The sequence below is a fragment of the Alkalihalobacillus bogoriensis ATCC BAA-922 genome (assembly GCF_000621445.1).
Taxonomy (GTDB): Bacteria; Bacillota; Bacilli; order Bacillales; family Bacillaceae_F; genus Bacillus_AO; species Bacillus_AO bogoriense.
Window position 1 is genome coordinate 102,435 of sequence record NZ_KK211279.1, and the last position, 17,047, is coordinate 119,481.

Annotated in this window: 15 protein-coding genes; 3 read left to right on the forward strand and 12 right to left on the reverse strand. The window is 36.7% G+C overall.

Annotated elements, in window-relative coordinates; all coding sequences use genetic code 11:
- Window positions 1–10: 10 nt before the first annotated feature.
- From bioB to T323_RS0121535, 6 genes are all read right to left on the reverse strand, one after another.
- Window positions 11–1,015 carry a biotin synthase BioB gene (bioB, locus tag T323_RS0121510; protein WP_026675124.1) on the reverse strand — a complete coding sequence of 335 codons (1,005 nt, stop codon included), beginning with the start codon at window positions 1,013–1,015 and terminating at the stop codon, window positions 11–13.
- A complete protein-coding gene (gene bioD / locus T323_RS0121515) occupies window positions 1,012–1,713 on the reverse strand; it encodes a dethiobiotin synthase (RefSeq protein ID WP_026675125.1) in 702 nt (233 codons plus the stop codon). Before bioD ends, bioB begins: the two co-directional genes overlap by 4 nt.
- Complete coding sequence (gene bioF, locus T323_RS0121520) at window positions 1,710–2,888, reverse strand: 8-amino-7-oxononanoate synthase (protein WP_035179588.1); 1,179 nt, start codon at window positions 2,886–2,888, stop codon at window positions 1,710–1,712. Before bioF ends, bioD begins: the two co-directional genes overlap by 4 nt.
- The gene (gene bioA / locus T323_RS0121525) at window positions 2,881–4,221 is read right to left on the reverse strand and encodes an adenosylmethionine--8-amino-7-oxononanoate transaminase (RefSeq protein WP_026675127.1); all 1,341 of its coding nucleotides are present in this window, start codon (window positions 4,219–4,221) and stop codon (window positions 2,881–2,883) included. Before bioA ends, bioF begins: the two co-directional genes overlap by 8 nt.
- Window positions 4,193–4,978 carry a 6-carboxyhexanoate--CoA ligase gene (locus T323_RS0121530; RefSeq protein ID WP_026675128.1) on the reverse strand — a complete coding sequence of 262 codons (786 nt, stop codon included), beginning with the start codon at window positions 4,976–4,978 and terminating at the stop codon, window positions 4,193–4,195. Before T323_RS0121530 ends, bioA begins: the two co-directional genes overlap by 29 nt.
- Before the next feature lie 187 nt (window positions 4,979–5,165).
- Window positions 5,166–5,933 carry a PAS domain S-box protein gene (locus T323_RS0121535; protein ID WP_035179591.1) on the reverse strand — a complete coding sequence of 256 codons (768 nt, stop codon included), beginning with the start codon at window positions 5,931–5,933 and terminating at the stop codon, window positions 5,166–5,168.
- 152 nt (window positions 5,934–6,085) lie between these two features.
- Between T323_RS0121535 and T323_RS0121540 the strand changes: the two genes are divergently transcribed.
- Entirely contained in the window at window positions 6,086–6,478 is a 393-nt protein-coding gene (locus tag T323_RS0121540; RefSeq protein ID WP_035179594.1) for an SET domain-containing protein, read from the forward strand.
- A 54-nt stretch (window positions 6,479–6,532) separates the two neighbouring features.
- Here the strand turns inward: T323_RS0121540 and T323_RS0121545 are convergent, their stop codons facing one another.
- Together T323_RS0121545 and T323_RS0121550 are read right to left on the reverse strand one after the other, a co-directional pair.
- Entirely contained in the window at window positions 6,533–8,137 is a 1,605-nt protein-coding gene (locus T323_RS0121545) for an ABC transporter permease (RefSeq protein WP_026675131.1), read from the reverse strand.
- Between the two features lie 3 nt (window positions 8,138–8,140).
- Window positions 8,141–9,040 (reverse strand): ABC transporter ATP-binding protein, encoded by a 900-nt coding sequence (locus tag T323_RS0121550; protein WP_026675132.1) that lies wholly within the window; start codon window positions 9,038–9,040, stop codon window positions 8,141–8,143.
- Between the two features lie 155 nt (window positions 9,041–9,195).
- On the opposite strand from T323_RS0121550, the gene T323_RS0121555 reads away from it, so the two are divergent.
- Both T323_RS0121555 and T323_RS0121560 read left to right on the forward strand, forming a co-directional pair.
- On the forward strand, window positions 9,196–9,777 hold the full coding sequence (locus tag T323_RS0121555) for a TetR/AcrR family transcriptional regulator (RefSeq protein ID WP_026675133.1): 582 nt from the start codon (window positions 9,196–9,198) through the stop codon (window positions 9,775–9,777).
- An 860-nt stretch (window positions 9,778–10,637) separates the two neighbouring features.
- The gene (locus tag T323_RS0121560; protein WP_035179597.1) at window positions 10,638–14,588 is read left to right on the forward strand and encodes a S8 family peptidase; all 3,951 of its coding nucleotides are present in this window, start codon (window positions 10,638–10,640) and stop codon (window positions 14,586–14,588) included.
- Window positions 14,589–14,667: 79 nt separating this feature from the next.
- On the opposite strand, the gene T323_RS0121565 is transcribed toward T323_RS0121560, so the two are convergent.
- The 4 genes from T323_RS0121565 to T323_RS29250 form a co-directional block, all read right to left on the reverse strand.
- Complete coding sequence (locus T323_RS0121565) at window positions 14,668–15,504, reverse strand: hypothetical protein (RefSeq protein ID WP_026675135.1); 837 nt, start codon at window positions 15,502–15,504, stop codon at window positions 14,668–14,670.
- 88 nt (window positions 15,505–15,592) lie between these two features.
- The gene (locus T323_RS0121570; RefSeq protein WP_026675136.1) at window positions 15,593–16,162 is read right to left on the reverse strand and encodes a hypothetical protein; all 570 of its coding nucleotides are present in this window, start codon (window positions 16,160–16,162) and stop codon (window positions 15,593–15,595) included.
- 171 nt (window positions 16,163–16,333) lie between these two features.
- Window positions 16,334–16,609 carry a M48 family metalloprotease gene (locus T323_RS27375; protein ID WP_243532528.1) on the reverse strand — a complete coding sequence of 92 codons (276 nt, stop codon included), beginning with the start codon at window positions 16,607–16,609 and terminating at the stop codon, window positions 16,334–16,336.
- A 153-nt stretch (window positions 16,610–16,762) separates the two neighbouring features.
- Window positions 16,763–17,047 (reverse strand): LPxTATN C-terminal sorting signal domain (locus T323_RS29250; protein ID WP_026675138.1); only part of this gene is annotated, 285 nt, incomplete at its 5' end.

The following is a 17,047-nucleotide window of genomic DNA, read 5'->3' on the forward strand; positions in this document are numbered from 1 at the left end:
TACCCTCTCCCTAGTTCGTCGCTAAACTTTCTCTCATTTCTTCGACACTCTCAATTTCAAATCCTAAATCTTGTAACATCTTGTAGTCTTCAGATTCCTCTTGTCCCCTCGTTGTTAAATAATTTCCCACGAAAATAGAGTTCGCCGCAAATAAACCAAGTGGTTGGAGTGAGCGTAAATTCACTTCTCTTCCTCCTGAAATCCGGATTTCTTTTGTTGGATTAACGAATCGAAATAACGCTAACACTTTTAAACAATATAACGGGTTTAACTCATGTACTCCTTCTAGTGGTGTCCCATCAATCGCATGAAGAAAATTAACCGGAATTGAATCAGCATCTAATACACGTAAACTATTGGCAATATCAATGACATCTTGTTTCGTTTCTTTCATTCCGACAATAACACCTGAACAAGGTGACATCCCGGATTGCTTAACAACTTCAACCGTATTTACGCGGTCGTCATATGTATGAGATGTTGTAATATTTGAGTGATTCCGTTCAGACGTATTTAAATTATGGTTATAGCGGTCCACTCCTGCTTCTTTTAATCGCAACGCTTGTTCTGGTTTTAGTAACCCTAAGCAAGCACATACTTTTAACCCATATAGCTCTTTAATTTCCTTTACTGCCTCAACAACGTGGTCTACTTCTTTATTGGATGGACCACGTCCGCTAGCAACAATACAATATGTGCCGACATTTAGTTCGTACGCTTGTTTTGCGCCTTTCACTAATGTTTCTTTATTTACCATTCGATACGTTTCAATTGGTGCTTTTGATAACGAAGACTGTGAACAGTACCCACAGTTTTCAGGACAAAGACCTGATTTGGCATTCATAATCATGTTAAGTTTTACTTTCTTCCCAAAATATTTTTTTCTCACTTGAAAGGCTGCATGCATTAACAACATCACATCATCATCTGGACAGTCTAATACAGTTAAAGCCTCTTCATTTGTTAATTGCTCTCCTTGCAAAACTTTCGTCGCATATTCATTCCATCTATTCATCTTTTCCCCTCCAAATAGTTTTCTAGTTTTGACATCCTAACATTTGCTTCTACCATTGAAATAACAGCTTCCTTTGAAACTTGTTTTAGTTTTGGCGTCACTCCAAGCAACGGCACACCACACAAAGCTTCCATCAACTCAGGGTTCGTTTTTTCAGCTACATCGCCCGTCTCGCTTTTTCCATTAATGATAATCCCTAGAATTTGTAGGCCTAGACTTTTCGCATACTGAACCGTCAAAAACGTATGGTTCAATGTACCGAGATTTGGCCTTGCTACAATGACAATCGGGAGTTGTAATGCTTGTATTACGTCACTCACTAAATACTGCTTCCCCATTGGCACCGCAATTCCCCCAGCACCCTCGACTATAAAATGCTTATGCTTTTGTTTTATGTTTTCCCAGTGACGGATGATGTCTGACAGTTCAACAACCCTGTTTTCAAGCTTGGCTGCAACAAAAGGCGCTAACGGTTCTTGGAATGAGTATGGTGTAATCTCTTCATACGTTAGCTGCGTTCCCGAATATTCTTTTAACATCCTTGTATCACTGCTAGGATGGTCCCTTTGGATTCCACTTAACATCGGTTTAAATACCCCAACATCATATTGTCGTTTTTGTAGCACACCACTAATACCTGCAGATATAATCGTTTTTCCTACATCTGTATCTGTCCCTGTAATAAAAATTCCTGTCATGTACCTAGATTCAACTCTCTTCCGATAGATTGAAAAACATCAAGTAGTTTCGTAATATCTTCTCGTGTATGTTCACTTGTTACTGTCAACCGAATTCGACTTTCTCCTTTTCTTACCGTAGGAGGACGAATGGCTGGTGCATAAATTCCGTGATGCATGAGCTTTTCTGCAAATACTAATGCTTTTGTTTCCTTGCCAATGATGACGGGAATGATAGGTGTATCTACTCCTTTCACATCAAAACCAAGAGCAGATAAACCTTCTTTTACTGTCCTTATGTTCGCAAATAATCGGTCACGCTTTTCCTTTGTACTTTCAATGATTTCGATTGCACAACACGCAGCCGCGCAACTAGCAGGAGGGAGTGCTGTTTGAAAAATGAACGTTCTCGCATGATTGACCAAATAGTCAATAAGAATTGCAGATCCAGCTACAAATCCTCCTTCTCCCCCAACCGCTTTACTTAATGTTCCAATCACGACATGTGGTTCGACTCCAAAATATTCACTCGTTCCTCCCCCATTCGCTCCTAGCACTCCTGTAGCGTGAGCGTCATCAACGATGAGAAAAGCGCCATACGTCTCTGCTAAGGCTAGTAATCGTGGTAGGGGAGCCATCGTGCCATCCATACTAAATACTCCATCAGTGACAATAAATTTCTGCCTACCCGGTTCCGTCTGTCGTAATTTCTCCTCTAGGTCGTTCATGTCAATATGCAGATAAATGACAGTCTCTGCTTTTGAAAGGCGACAACCATCAATAATACTCGCATGGTTGAGCTCATCACTAAAAATAATATCTCCCTTTTGCGGTAACGTTGTTAAAACTCCGACATTCGCTAAATATCCACTTGAAAAAAGTAAAGCTGCTTCTGTTTGTTTAAAACTCGCAATCTTCTGTTCTAGTTTTTCATGCCATTCTGTATTTCCTGTTGTTAATCTTGAACCACTACTACCTACTCCAAAGTGGTTCATCGCGTTGTGAGCCGCTTCGATTAATCGCTTGTCATTGGCTAGCCCTAAATAGTCATTTGAAGAAAAAACTAGAAGTTCTTTTTGATTTACTATCATCTTAGGCTTTGGTGCGGTATTCATTTTTTTTTGTAAATGACGATATAATCCCGCTTCTTTCGTTTTGTTCATTTTTTGTTTAAGTACGGCGTCTAGTTCATTCATCAGTAACCTCAATAATTGCTTGTTTCATAATGTTGACCATGTCCCGCAACTCCTCTAACGTGCTTACGAGTGGTGGCATCAACACTAAGACATCCCCCATCGGTCTGGTTAACATGCCCAACTCTCTCATTTTTAAAGAAACAGCATAACCCATTCTCGCTTCCTTTGGATAACTTTCTTTTGTATCCTTATTCTTAACAAGCTCTATCCCACACATAAATCCTAATTGCCGAATATCTCCTACATGAGGTAATTGTGTCAACTCTCGTAATAGAGTTTGAAGTTGCTTTGATTTTTCCTGAACTTGCTCGACGATTTTATCTTTTTCAAACAGTTCAAGGTTCGCTATGGCCACTGCACAGCCAAGTTGATTTCCTGTATACGAATGTCCATGAAAGAATGTTTTTTGGTTTTGAAAATCATCATAAAATGCCCGATAAATCTCTTCGGTTGTAAACGTGACCGCTATCGGCAAATATCCTCCTGTAATCCCTTTTCCTGCGGCCATTAAATCAGGTTGAACTTGTTCATGTTCACAGGCAAACATTTTTCCTGTCCGACCAAATCCAGTCGCAACCTCATCAACAATCATAAGAACATTATATTTAGTACATAATCTTCTTACACCAGCTAAAAAACCTTCAGGCATAACGACCATTCCTGCTGCCCCTTGAACCATCGACTCAATGGATAAAGCTGCAATCGTTTCATGTTGCTCTTGTAACAATTGTTCTAACATCTCTAAACATTCTTCTTTGCACTGATTGGCATCGCCCTCTTCAAAACGGTAAACGTTTGGATACGGCGCTTTATAACTTTCAAACATAAGTGGCCCATACATTTGATGAAATAATTCGATAGAGCCAACACTGACTGCACCTATCGTGTCCCCATGATAACCATTTTGCATTGAGATAAATTTCTGTTTCTTTTCATTCCCTTTATTTTTCCAATATTGAAATGCCATCTTTAATGCAATTTCCATTGCCTCTGCACCACTATCTGAATAAAACACGCGCGTTAAGTTTTCCGGGCTAATGTTCACTAATTTTTCGGCTAATTCAGTTGCTGGTACATTTGTCATCCCTAATAACGTAGAGTGAGCAATTTTACTTAACTGAGCTATAATGGCCTCATCTAGTTCTTTCTTACGATGACCGTGTACATTTAGCCATACAGAAGAAAATCCATCATAATATTCTTTTCCATGAATATCTTTCACTTTTATACCATTGCCACTTTCTATAATTAAAGGATGCTCATCATAATCTTTCATTTGAGTAAATGGCAACCATAAATATTTTTTACTTTTTTCTTCTAAATTTCGTTCCATCGTTCTCCTCCCAAAAAACAAATAGTGGTTCTGTTTTTAAATATGCAATATATGTATCCATGTCATAAGCCGTATTCACGAAAAATATTCGACAACCTTGGTCGTCACCCCATTCCTTCATTCTCGTAATACGCTGATATCCTATTGCTTTACTCGCGACATACCCTGTCACATAATCAGGATCGTCAGACCAACATAATTCAGCTACCGTTGCAGGATGATAACTTACTTTTGTCGCAAGTACGAGCGCTTCTTTTAGTCTTTCATTAGGCAGGAATTCATTCTTTTTAACCCATGATAAAAAGTTTGTTTCGTTCCAATCCATTTTTGAAACTCGAACAGATCGCTCCCCAATGATACGTGTTCCGGTTTTAGCATCAATAAGCAATGCTCCACTATGCGAGAACTGCGGCAATTGCTCATAGGCTTTTTCAATGACAGCAGCCGAAATCCCGTTTTGTTGCAACAGTTCTTTTGCGACACACTGTCCCTCTTTTATCGTTTCAACATTGTTTGTATAAACTTTCAAAGGCGGAACAAACTGAATCGGTTCTGTAATCGCATCGCATTGAATTTGCAAAAAATCCGGAACGCCTCTAGAGTGGGTAAGCGCTTTTTTTAAAAGTAAATCAACAGACGACCGCAACTCATCCAAAGATGAAATCACTTCTCCGCCAGAAATATGTTTTCCACCTTCTTCATGAGAACCACCTTCAGCTGCTCGCATTCTTACACTATATAACGGAGTTTCCTTCATTGTTATCACCTACTTTCTTCACAGTATCAAATGTTAACTTGATTATTAATTTAGTTAACAATTAAATTTTATGATCGTTAACCTTATATGTCAATCTAGTTTACAATCAATCTCTCATAAATAGGATTTAGAAAAGTAAAAACCAAAAAAAGTGTTACAGTCAAAGACTGATAACACTTTTTTTTGGTTATAGTTGTATCAATTGTTCTAATGCTTGTTTCACCGTTGACTTCGTTTTAATCGAAGTAATATTCATACGTGCTTCTACTGCCTTATGAGCAAGTTCAGGTCGTAACCCTGTAAAAATAAGTGAAATGCCGAGTAATTTCATTATTGAATTTATTTCATATATAAAATCGATGACTGTTTCATCAATGTTATAAATTCCTGACACATCAATAATTAAATGTTCAAGGTTATGCCCTTGCATTTTTTGTGGAATAATCGTAACGAGCTGATTTGTCCGGTCTAAATCAACATTTCCAACTAACGGAATCACTGCAATCCCTTCAAATACAGGGACAATTGGCGTCGCAATTTCACGGACCATTTCTCGCAGTTTCTTTTCCGCTTCTTTTCGACTTGTGATGTCGCGAATGATAGATTGAATTGCATTCGACTCACCAAACTTTACGGGATGACAGTAAAGTTCAACTTCGACCAAAGACCCATCAAACTTTTGGATTGTCGTTTCAATTAAATCACCAATCACATTTTCTTCGGTCGCTTTTCGAATTCGTTCTCTTATCATCCTTTTTGAATCTTCTAGAAACACCTCAACTATATTCTTTCCGATTATTTCTTCTTTCGTTGCTCCTAGAAAATTTGCACCTGATTGATTAATGTAAATGACTTTTTCATTACAATGAATAATCGTTGTTTCAAAAGAATACTCGACGATTTGCTGGTACATTTTTTCTTTTTCGATGATTGTTAGATTTTGATCTCGAGCCATTTCTCTTCTCCTTTTTCCTGCACCGACTTTATTACCTTTATCATACTCTGAATGAACGACAAATCAAAAGTGTTTTTTTCTCTAGTGCCATTGTTTATTTTTGTATGCCATGATACAGTCAAATAGACGAAAAAATATAGAAGGTGACAACAATGATTGAAGTTAAAAAATCAACAATTTGTGACGAAGAGGAATTTAATCGAGGCGTGTTTGCAAAAGTAGACATAAAAAAAGGGCAATTATTTCATGAAGCACCTGTCATACCGTATCCGAATGAAGAACATGAACATATTGAAAAAACCATTTTAGCTGATTATGCTTTTGAATATGGGATTAATCATACAGCCATTGTACTAGGCTATGGGATGTTATTTAATCATTCTTATACTCCTAACGCAACGTATGATATAAATTTCGATAATCATACATTTGATTATTATGCGTATAAAGATATTAAGGCTGGCGAAGAAATTTTTATTAACTATAATGGAGAGGTCGACAATAACGAAGCATTATGGTTTAACAAAAAAGAAGAAGACAAATAACAAACAATAATAGGGTTCTATCCGTCAACCCCGACAGATTGAACCCCTTATGCATTATCCAACTAAATCCCGTTTTCGATAGCCAATAAATCCTGTGACAATTAATACAACAGAAACACTTATCAGTAATAGGAATATCCATAATTTAAATTCCTCAACAGGCAACTGAGGAATGTGCCCAAAAGGGGAAAGGAATGACATCCACTCTGGAAACTGAAGCAATCCTCCTAAATATACAACGGTAAATGAATAACCTAGATATAACCATGTTATTGTTGTTAATTTAGGTAAGTATCCAATTAAGAAAACAATCATTCCGACCATAATCCATAAAGCTGGTAAATAAGCCATTGCAGCTTTCAACATTATGACAAATGAAATCGGATGCTCCATCACTGCATCGGCGGCCATCCATAAGCCTAAGACGGCTAGAATTTGCATCATCATACTAATGACAATAGCTAATAGTAGATAACTACCCATTATTTTTTGACGTGAGACCGCACGAACAGCTAGATGCTCTATCCGATTTTTGTTTTCCTCTGCCTTTAGCTTTAGGACCATAAGAAGAGCTGGAATCGTACAAATCATAGATATGACTGACATAAGCATCGTTAAAAATTGTTCGGTTAACGTTACCCCTTCTACTGGTGTTAACATTTCACTTAACATCTCATTACTTAGGAAGAAATTTTCTAAATCACCGAACACTGAACCATATGACACACCTAGAACAAATACTCCAATTGCCCATGCAATTATACTTGTACGTTGCAATCGACATGCTAAGCCAAATGGAGATTGTAACCACATAGACGCCTGTCTTTTACCTGGGCGTGTTCTTAAAAACCCAGACTCTAAATCACGAATTCCATTTAACAACAACGCCAAAGCTACAATTACAAAAGCTGAAAACATAATTAACACGATAGGAAACCATTCATTGTTCACAAAGACTTCGGTTCTTATTACCCAGCCAAGGGGTGAAAACCATGATAACCATTCATGATTCACATCTCCTATCGCTCTTATCATATAAAAAATACCAAGTGAACTAAAGGCTAAGCCAATCGTTCCTCTTGAACTATCCGACAATTGGGCACAGAAAACAGTGATAGCTGTAAAGAGCATACCTATCGTAGCTAAACTAGCTCCATATAGTAATGAACCTGCCATATCGATACTTTCAATTCGTAAGGCGACTAACCCAATACTCGTTACAAATCCAAGGAGGATATTGATGAGAAATTGTACTACTACTGTAGCACTACTGTTGGAAAGACGCCCTACCGGTAAAGAACGAATGAGTTCAATACGACCATCTTCTTCATCTTGCCGTGTATGACGAGTTGTAAGCAATATGTTCATGATTCCAACAAATACAGCTGTAAATAATAGCATTTGGTGAGCCATCATTGGACCCTCCGTGTAGTTTTCCAATCCATATCCTGGTCCTAACATCGCGGTCATTGCAGGATTTCTCATTGTTTCCGCAATCGCCTGTCTTTCATGTTCTGTTGAATATAGCCCTGAAAATGATGACGCGGTTACAACAGTAAGAAACGCAAGGGAGAAAGTCCAAATTAAAAAACGAAACCGGTCGCGACGAACGATAAACGTTATGAGCCTGCTTGTTTGATTAAACAATGATTTCAACATTTTTTACTCACCTCCTGTATTCTGTTCTCCTTCATAATGCCTCATAAATAAATCTTCTAACTTTGGCGGTGTACTTTCCAAGCGCTTTACTCCAAATTCACTCACATATTTTATCACTGCATCAAGGTCATCATTATCCACTTGAAAAGACCAGCCATTTTCTCTTTGCTCGAGTTCATGAATCCCTTGCAGTTTCGCTAGGTTAATCATTGGTTTTATTGTTTCAACAAATAAATTGACCCTCGTTAAATGACGTAATTCTTGTAATGTACCAGACTCAATAATTTCACCTTGTCTAATAATTCCTACACGATCACAAAGCTTTTCTACTTCTGATAATATGTGACTAGACAACAACACACTTTTCCCCTCTCGTTTTGCATCCATAACACATTCTTGAAAGACTTTTTCCATTAAAGGGTCAAGTCCTGAAGTTGGCTCATCGAGGATAAATAAATCAGCATCAGAAGCAAAAGCAGAAACAAGTGCCACCTTTTGACGATTTCCTTTTGAATAGGTTCGACATTTTTTCGAAGGGTCTAAATTAAATTTCTCAATAAACTCTTCTCGACGCTTTTTTTCTCCATTCCCTCGTAATGAAATAAATAAATCAATCACTTCTCCACCTGTTAAATTCGGCCAAAGATTAACATCACCTGGCACATAAGCAATCCGTTTATGAATATCAACAGCATCTTTCCAAACATCTTGACCAAACACCGTGGCCTCTCCTGTTGATGCTTTTATTATTCCGAGCAAAATTCGAATCGTTGTAGACTTTCCTGCTCCATTAGGACCGATAAATCCAAACACTTCTCCACGATTCACCTCTAAATTAACGCTTTGCAATGCCGTAAATGCACCAAACTTTTTTGTTAGGTTCGTTGTTTTTACAATGGTCATAACCATAACTCCCCTTTTCCCTCTTTAAATTATGAAATATTTAAACTCATATATTTCATAATATATAAAACTTTCTAATTTAACAAGAGGGTTTTGAAATGAATCGTTTGTTTTATTTCATATTTTTAATTAAAATGACATTGAGGTGAACATAAATGGATGGGTTTCAACGACGAAGAGAACAAAAGAAAAAAGATATATTAGAAGCAACATTACAATTATATTTAACCTATGGAATTCAAAAAGTATCGATTGCCGAAATTGCAAAGGAAGCCAATGTTTCTCAAGTTACGATATATAACTATTTCGAAAACAAACACCAATTAACAAAAGATGTCTTTATTTATTACATTGATAAAGCTTCTCTTGAATTTGAACAAGTTGTTTATAGCGACCTTCCTTTCCCAGAAAAAATCAAAAAAATTATTTTTAATAAAAAGGAAGTTTCTCAACAAATTCATGAAGAATTTTACCAATTCATGATGAAGGAATACAGTCTTGGTGGCAGTTATATTGAAAAAATCTATGAAGAAAAATCGATTCCGTATTTTACTTATTTATTTAAAGAAGGGATGGAACAAGGATATGTTGACCCTACTTTATCAAATGAGGCTATCTTATTTTATATCCATATGTTAAAGGATTATCTACAACGAGAAGACATTTATCCAAAAGTTCTGCCACTCACTGAAGATATCACTAAAATATTTTTTTATGGCATTATCGGCGAAAGATAAGAAAAACGCGGGAGCGCCTTTTCGTTTCAAGCGAAGTGCGGATGCCTGCCCGCTTTTGGCAGTGAACCACAAGTGCTCTTCTTGAATAAGCTTTCAAAACTTCGCTTATCTATATAAAAAATGACTGATTTACTGCTGTGAAAATCGTTAATACAATCATCGAGATTGTCAGTTCAGACTCATCAGCATCTTATAGATCCAATCTCCTCCCGCTCCATAAGCAATAACTGTATGATGAACAACCAACACATCCCATATCTCATTTTGCGGTCAGAACAGCCGTTATTTGTGAACATGATAGGGGTTTCCGTTTTTACGCGGCCACAGGAGCGCTTATTCACGCAAAAGTAACTCTCTTCCTAGCGATATATTATGAATAACTGCACCTGTGTCCTCCACCGTTCCAAAACGCTAGCAATGTTCACAGATAACGGTTTTCATGGCCGCTTACTTACGATAAACTACAAAATCGCTAACTCGCTAAACTCGACCAAAGTGTTGAATGATTCACTTCGCTCTTTTCTTGCTTATCTCATAATACTCCAAGTCCCTAATTCATTCTAAGAATTTATTAGAGCAATGTTATACACACGACTATTTTATAGTTTCCTAACATTAAGAAAAACGCGGTCGTCTTTTCGATGCTAGACCAAAACTTTTCTTATTGATGGACATACATTCTGCTATTTCTCTCCTAACAGAACAGTTTCCCCCCTCTAATCCACCCTTGTTTTTTGTCGAAATTTATGTGGGTTTTGTCGAAAGAAAAAAATCGAAATTAGAGGTTTTTTTTTAAAACAAGTCGTATTTTAACTTGGAACATATTAACAGGAATTCATATTCCTAGAGGAGATGACCGAGTGAAAAAGGGATTGAATGTCTTATTTAGCTTGTTGCTTATTGCTAGTTTAGTGTTGCCATCCACGGTTTCCGCAGCAGTGAGTAAAGAAATGGAGAAGGACCTCGTCCAGCAAGAAGTCTTTAAACGACTTGGACTGGAAAAAAATCAAGTTAAAGCTCATTCAATGTCGAAAGACAAAGAAGGACTTAACCCAGAATTTGAGGACAATGTCTTAGTTGTAAAATACAGTTCTCAAATTTCAAAGTCGACTCATAAAAAAATGGGTACGACTTTAGTAAAAAAAGTCAGTAGTTTAAACTATGACATTGTGAAAGTAAACAAAGGAAACTCTTTAGAAGCCGTTGCTGAAAAGTATGCGGAACGTTCCGATGTCATTTCTGTTTCACGAAGTGCACGTATCCAAAAACTTTCCGTGCCAGACCAAAAGCGTGACCAAATGTATTATCTTGATACGTTAAAAATTGACAGTGCTCAAAAGCTTGCTGGAAAAAATAAAGTTCGAGTCGCTGTTGTTGATTCAGGTATTGACGTAAAACATCCTGAGTTAAAAAATAAAATTGTTTCAAATTATAATGTGATTAACCCAATTAAAAAAGGAATTCCAGATTTACACGGAACTCATGTGGCTGGAATAATTGCTTCTGAAAAAAATAACGGTGTTGGAGGATATGGAGTCAATCCAAACGTTAGCATTATATCAATTGATGTTTTTGGAAGTTCTTTTTCTTCTTCTGACTACACAGTAGCTGAAGGGATTTTACAAGCGGTTAAACAAAAAGCCCAAGTCATTAACTTAAGTCTTGGATCTTCATATCCATCACCAATTATTGAAGATGCGATTAACCAAGCATTAGCTGCTAATATTACCGTTGTTGCAGCTGCCGGTAACTCAGGAATGGATATGAAATTTTATCCTGCTGCTTTCCAAGGGGTTATTAGTGTCGGTGCTACAAATGATAAAAATGAACTAGCTGACTTTTCTACTTATGGCGGCTCTGTTGATATTGTTGCTCCTGGACAAGGCATTTATAACGCTGCTTACACAAACAAATCAACCTATATGTATCTTGACGGAACTTCCATGGCAACTCCAGTCGTAACAGGAACTGTCTCTTTACTTTTATCGAAAGATCCCAAATTAAAACCACATGAAATTCAATATATTTTAAACAAAACTGCCAAGGATTTAGGTGCGAAAGGCTATGATACGAAGTATGGTTTTGGTCTTGTTAACCCTGTATCTGCGCTAAAATATGATAAGAAAAAAGTTCCAAAAACAACATTCTTAACTGAAAGCCAATTACTTTCGAAATCAAAAAAGGTCACAGCTAGTCCAAATACTAGTGTAAAAGGCCAAATTACAAAACTGTATCAAACTGATTGGTATCGTTTAAATGTAACAGAAGGTGAGTACACTCAACTGACATTAGCACCTAAATCTAAATATGATTATATGTATGAATTATACTTTTTCCCTGAAGGAGAAAAAGAGCCTCTTGTTCATACAAAAGTAGATGACATCGCTCACGGTGGTAAAGAAGGTTCACTTTTTCAAGCCCCAACTAATGGTACGATTGTCATCGGTGTAAAAGATGCTACAAAAAAATACAATGAAAAAGCAAGTAATTCTTATACTCTATCGATTTCAAAAACTACCGAGCTTCCAAACGATGGTATCGCCGAATGGAACCCACTTGAAATCACTAGTTTTCCATTTCAATCAAAACGAGATTTTGGAAACCTTTATTTCACACCAACAGCATATGTAGAGCCTCCAGTTGAAGAAGAACCGGTTGAAGAAAACCCAGTTGAACAGGAACCTGGAACTGAGATAGAACCAACTGGACAGCAATCTGTCAATGAAGAACAAACTGAGGAACCTACTGATGAGCCTGCCGTAGATGAGCCGATTGAAGAAACGGTTGAAGAAGAAATAATAGAAGAAACAGACACTGATGAAAATCAATCAGAACAAGAAGGAACAGAAGAACAAACAGTAGAAACAACAAATGAAGAAACTAGCATTGAGTCTAGTGAAGATGTTGCTGTACAAGAACAAAGTGAAAAAGCAAGTGAAACAACAAGTAAAGAAGAAAACGAAACAACTAGTGACTCGATGCAAAAGGTTGAAGAGACAAGTGCAGCTAACGTTTTAGACGAACAACCAATTGAGGATTCTCCAAGCGAAGAAGAACCGATTGAGGAAGAACCTTGGGATGAATACCCAGAAGAAGATGGTCCATCATGGGATACTGATCATTTTATGTTCACGATTCCTGAAAATGCAAATAACAAACCGGAGACGTTAAAAGTAAAACTTTCTAGTGTACCTGGTATCGACATCATTGTGAATATTTATGAGCTAGAAAACTATTATTCTGAGGATGAAGACGAGTATTACGAGGATAGATGGTTAATAGACTCCATTAATAATGGTGGAACTGGTCAGGCTGAAAGCTTTTCGTTTAATGGGTATCCAGGTCAAACCTATATTATTGAAGTCACAAGTGATCCTAATTTAGATCCTGATTTCTGGTGGTGGGGAGAAGAAGTTGACATAACAAAATCCTACTCTTCTACCATCCCATATGAACTTACAATTGATTCGAAGTTTTTACCTGATGATGAAGATAACTTTCCAAATGGGCAATATGAAGAAGACCAAGAATTCCCTGACCATATGTATGATATAGCAAAAAGGGAGAATAAATCACTTCAGGCCGTGCGTTTAGACGAAATGACTTCTAATTATGAAGAAGACGACTATTACTCACAAATCCCTGATATCGCGATTCCAACGAAGACCGGCCAAGTGAATCGTGGCTATATTCAGTATTCGGGTGATGAAGATTGGTATGCTTTAACACCAAAGAAAAAAGGGTTCTACCAAATTGATTTATCTAGCCAAGGCAATATCCCTGTGTTAGAAATTTACACATATGATGAGTTTGCGGGTCAACTTTACCCTGTTGCCTCAAATGTGAACTATGATTATGCAAATGATAGATTTTACGGAGAGCCAATTATACATGCTGGGTTAAAAGCGAATCAAACGTACTATATCTTTGTAACAGATGTAAACCAACGTCCGACATTTGATGAATATCAATTTTCAACAAAATTTGTTCGTTCTACCCCAAAAGATATCCATGAAAATAATGATACGTTTGAGGAAGCTACACGTATTGGAGAGGGTAAATATCGAGGTTATTTTGAAACATCTTCAGATAATGATATTTATTACTTCTCGGCAAAAACAGCGGGGATTTACGGATTTAATGTGAAGCCAAGATCAAAAACAACACTTAAAAATGTACCAGAACAAGGGTTAAAACAAATTGACCCTGATGTCATTATTGTTGAAGACAAAAACAAAAACGGTATTCTCGACCCAGAAGAAGAAGGCAGTGCTATGACTTTCTTTGAAGGATGGGCTGGTGAGGAAGAGCGCGGTTCTTTTTATGCTAAGAAAAACGCAAAATACTTCATCGTATTGTACAATTATGAAATGGATGCTTCTTACTTCGGGTATGACTTTACCATTTCCAATGCATCGAAACGAATCGATGAAGACAAAGGAAATAAAATTAAAAATAGTAAACCAACTAAACCAGTAAAACTAAAAGCGAGTAAAGCTGGGACATTCTCTGCAACAGGCTATATTAATCCAACGACGAACAAAGGCGACACTGATTATTACCGCATTGTTGTAGACAAAAAGAGCAAATATAAAGTTGAGCTAAACGTCCCTACTGATTTAGATGGAGTAGTTACAATTTACAACTCAAAAGGTAAAAAAGTCACCACGAAAAATGTTTATGGTGAAGGCGACGCAGAAAAATTCTTTGTCACACTAAAAAAAGGAACATATTACGTTAAAATCCATGAAGTAAACGGCAACTCTAGTATTTCCCCGTACAAGCTTAAAATGACAAAACAAAAAAAATAATAAAGAAAACCTCCTATTCGAATGAATAGGAGGTTTCTTTATTAGGTCTACATATGAAATAGGTTTTTAACTCTATACCTTATTCATCTAAATAATAATGTTCAATATAATATGTTTCGTGTTGTGTATTTCCATCTTGAAAAGTCCATTCAACATCTACCGATAAGATGTCTTTTTCTTCCGCTCGAACCGACCAATATTCACCATCACGATCCCATTCGTCATTATAGTATTCTTCTTCATATGCTCCTTTTGTAAATGGAACTGTTTTTGTTGTACCATCTTTAAAATTAAGTGTTGCTGTTGCACTTTCTACTTTTTGAAATTCAAAATTCACATCGTACTGTTCAATCGTTGCTTCAAATAAAACTGGGTCATTCTCTCTTCCTTTAGAAGTAGAATAGCTAATACTTACATTAGATGCTCGGTATAAATGCTCTGGAATATAAGCTTGGTCAGTACCTTTTTTTATGTCTCCATCCGATACGATTTTGTATATGTAGGTTTTTGTAGGATTTAAATTCACCGTACTAGTATACGTTGTTCCAGAAGTAAAGGTGGCCTCTGTTTCACTCCAATCTTTTTCCTCCACATCTTTGTAAAAAACCGTTACACTATCATTTACATTAATTTCGTTAAATGACCATTCCATATCTAGAACAATATTGCTTGCTGATGATTGATCTTGATTAGGCTGAAAGTCGACATAAGGAATCCATTGATTTGCTTGGTTAACTTCATGGAGTTTTTCCTCAATATAAGTTAAACGATTATCTACCCATTCCCTATTAGAATCTAGTTGTTCGGTTAACATTTTATTGTGATATGACAACTGACTTATTTTCATAACTTGATAAAGTTGAAAAACGACACTCACACATAATAGTATAATGACTGCTTTTACCCACTTTTTCATGCGTATACCCTCAGCTTCAATTTAATTTGGTAATTTTAGTCTATCATACTATTATATTCTTTAAAATGAAGAGTTATCTATACTACCCTTACCCTTGAGCACTTGGTATTGTTTTTGTAGCTTTTCTTCGCTTAATAAACGTCCATAGAAATACAATTAAAGCAAAGATAAATCCACCTATAAATATTCCAATACCGATAAAAACCTCACTTAAAAACGTCTTCTTAATTAAAACAACGACCTCTGTAGCCTGAGTGTCATTGTCATACCAGCCTGCCATCGTATATGTACCCACTTCATCAACGCTAAAAGTTAAAACACCTACCCCTTCTCTTCCATTAAGAGTATACGTGGAATTTATGTTGATTGGCTCCAATTCTACTGTTTGGCCAGATGGGTCTGTTAGAGCAACGTGCAGTCCTGGGATACTTTGCTCGTTTGAATATACTTTCCCATCAAAAACACTTTGATACTCATTAAAAATCGTATACTTCCCTTTTGAATCTAATGTGAATTGTGATTCTCCAGGTACAATCAATCTTTCTCCCTGTTTAAACACACCCGAATTGATAAAGAAGAAAAACAGTAAAATCGTTCCTACTAAAAATATTCCAATAGCAAGCCCATACATCTTTTTACTTGGTACTTGTTGTTCCATCCTTCCAACACCACCACTTTCTTTTTTTGGTTTTATTGCCGTAAATTGGCACAAATCATTATATATTTTACCATGTTTGATGTTTCACTTATGTAGGCAGGAGTTATCATTTTTCCATTACATCATCAAAAAAAGAGTAGGGAAGAAGCACTGCTTGAACCTACCCTTTTATTAATATGACGAAAAAGCAAATATTACGGTAAGTATGATAATAAATAAGTAAAGAACAATTCCGATTCCAATCCATATTAATGTCGCTTTTGCATAATTGGCTTTACTTGGATTTGTTCCGCCTCCAAAGCCCCATACAAATAACATAACAATATTCACAATGGGAATAGCCATTAGTAAAATTGTAATCATCCAATCAGATAAACTAACGACTGAGTTTTGCTCAACGTTTGTTCTTGGATGCTGAGCATTTGTTTCTAGTTGTTGATTTTCCACAACCATCTCTCCTTAACTATTATTTTATAATACCGTATACTATCATACCGCTAACATCTTGAAATTAAAAGTAGAAATGAATGTAAGTGATGTCATCATGTAAAAAACTGGTTCAAAGTGAAATCCACCTTGAACCAGTTTATTTTGCGGCTATTAAGCCATTTCGTTTCTTCTTCGGTATTGAATGTAAATCGCTAAAGCTCCTAATAATAACAATCCAACACCAATGGCAATGAAGTTATACAGTGAAGTTGAAGTTTTCGGTAACTTATCACTGTCATCATCTTCAGTTTTTTCTTCTTCATCTTCAGTTTTTGGATCTTCTTCTTTGTCAGTGTCGCCTGGTTGGTCGCCATCTCCTGGTGGTTGCTCACCGCCTCCTGGTGGTTGCTCACCATCTCCTGGCGGTTGCTCACCATCTCCTGGCGGTTGCTCACC